Source organism: Paraburkholderia sp. SIMBA_030, from assembly GCF_046535245.1.
GTDB lineage: Bacteria > Pseudomonadota > Gammaproteobacteria > Burkholderiales > Burkholderiaceae > Paraburkholderia.
In genome coordinates this window covers 1-243 of the sequence record NZ_JAWRXB010001425.1, presented here as the reverse complement: position 1 = coordinate 243, position 243 = coordinate 1, and the positions used below count along the sequence as shown (strand labels likewise).

Genomic DNA, 243 nt, shown 5'->3' with positions numbered 1-243 from the left:
GCCTGGACCAGCCGTTGCACCGAGCCCGATGTGGACAACCGGCCCATCGTTCGTGAAGTGGTTCAATTGCGCGCCGAGCAGGCGAAACTGCTCGGATTCGAGAATTTCGCGCAGTACGCGTTGACGGACCGGATGGCCGGCACGCCGCAAGCCGTGCGCGAATTGCTCGAAAGCATCTGGACGCCCGCCAGAATGTTGTGCGAAGCCGAACTCGCGGCGCTGCGGTCATTCGCATCGGAAACC

1 protein-coding gene is annotated in these 243 nt (G+C 63.0%); it reads left to right on the top strand.

Going from position 1 to position 243, the window contains the following annotated elements:
- Nucleotides 1-243: M3 family metallopeptidase (locus tag SB772_RS44725; RefSeq protein WP_410839116.1), on the top strand; the 243-nt coding region annotated here is incomplete at both ends.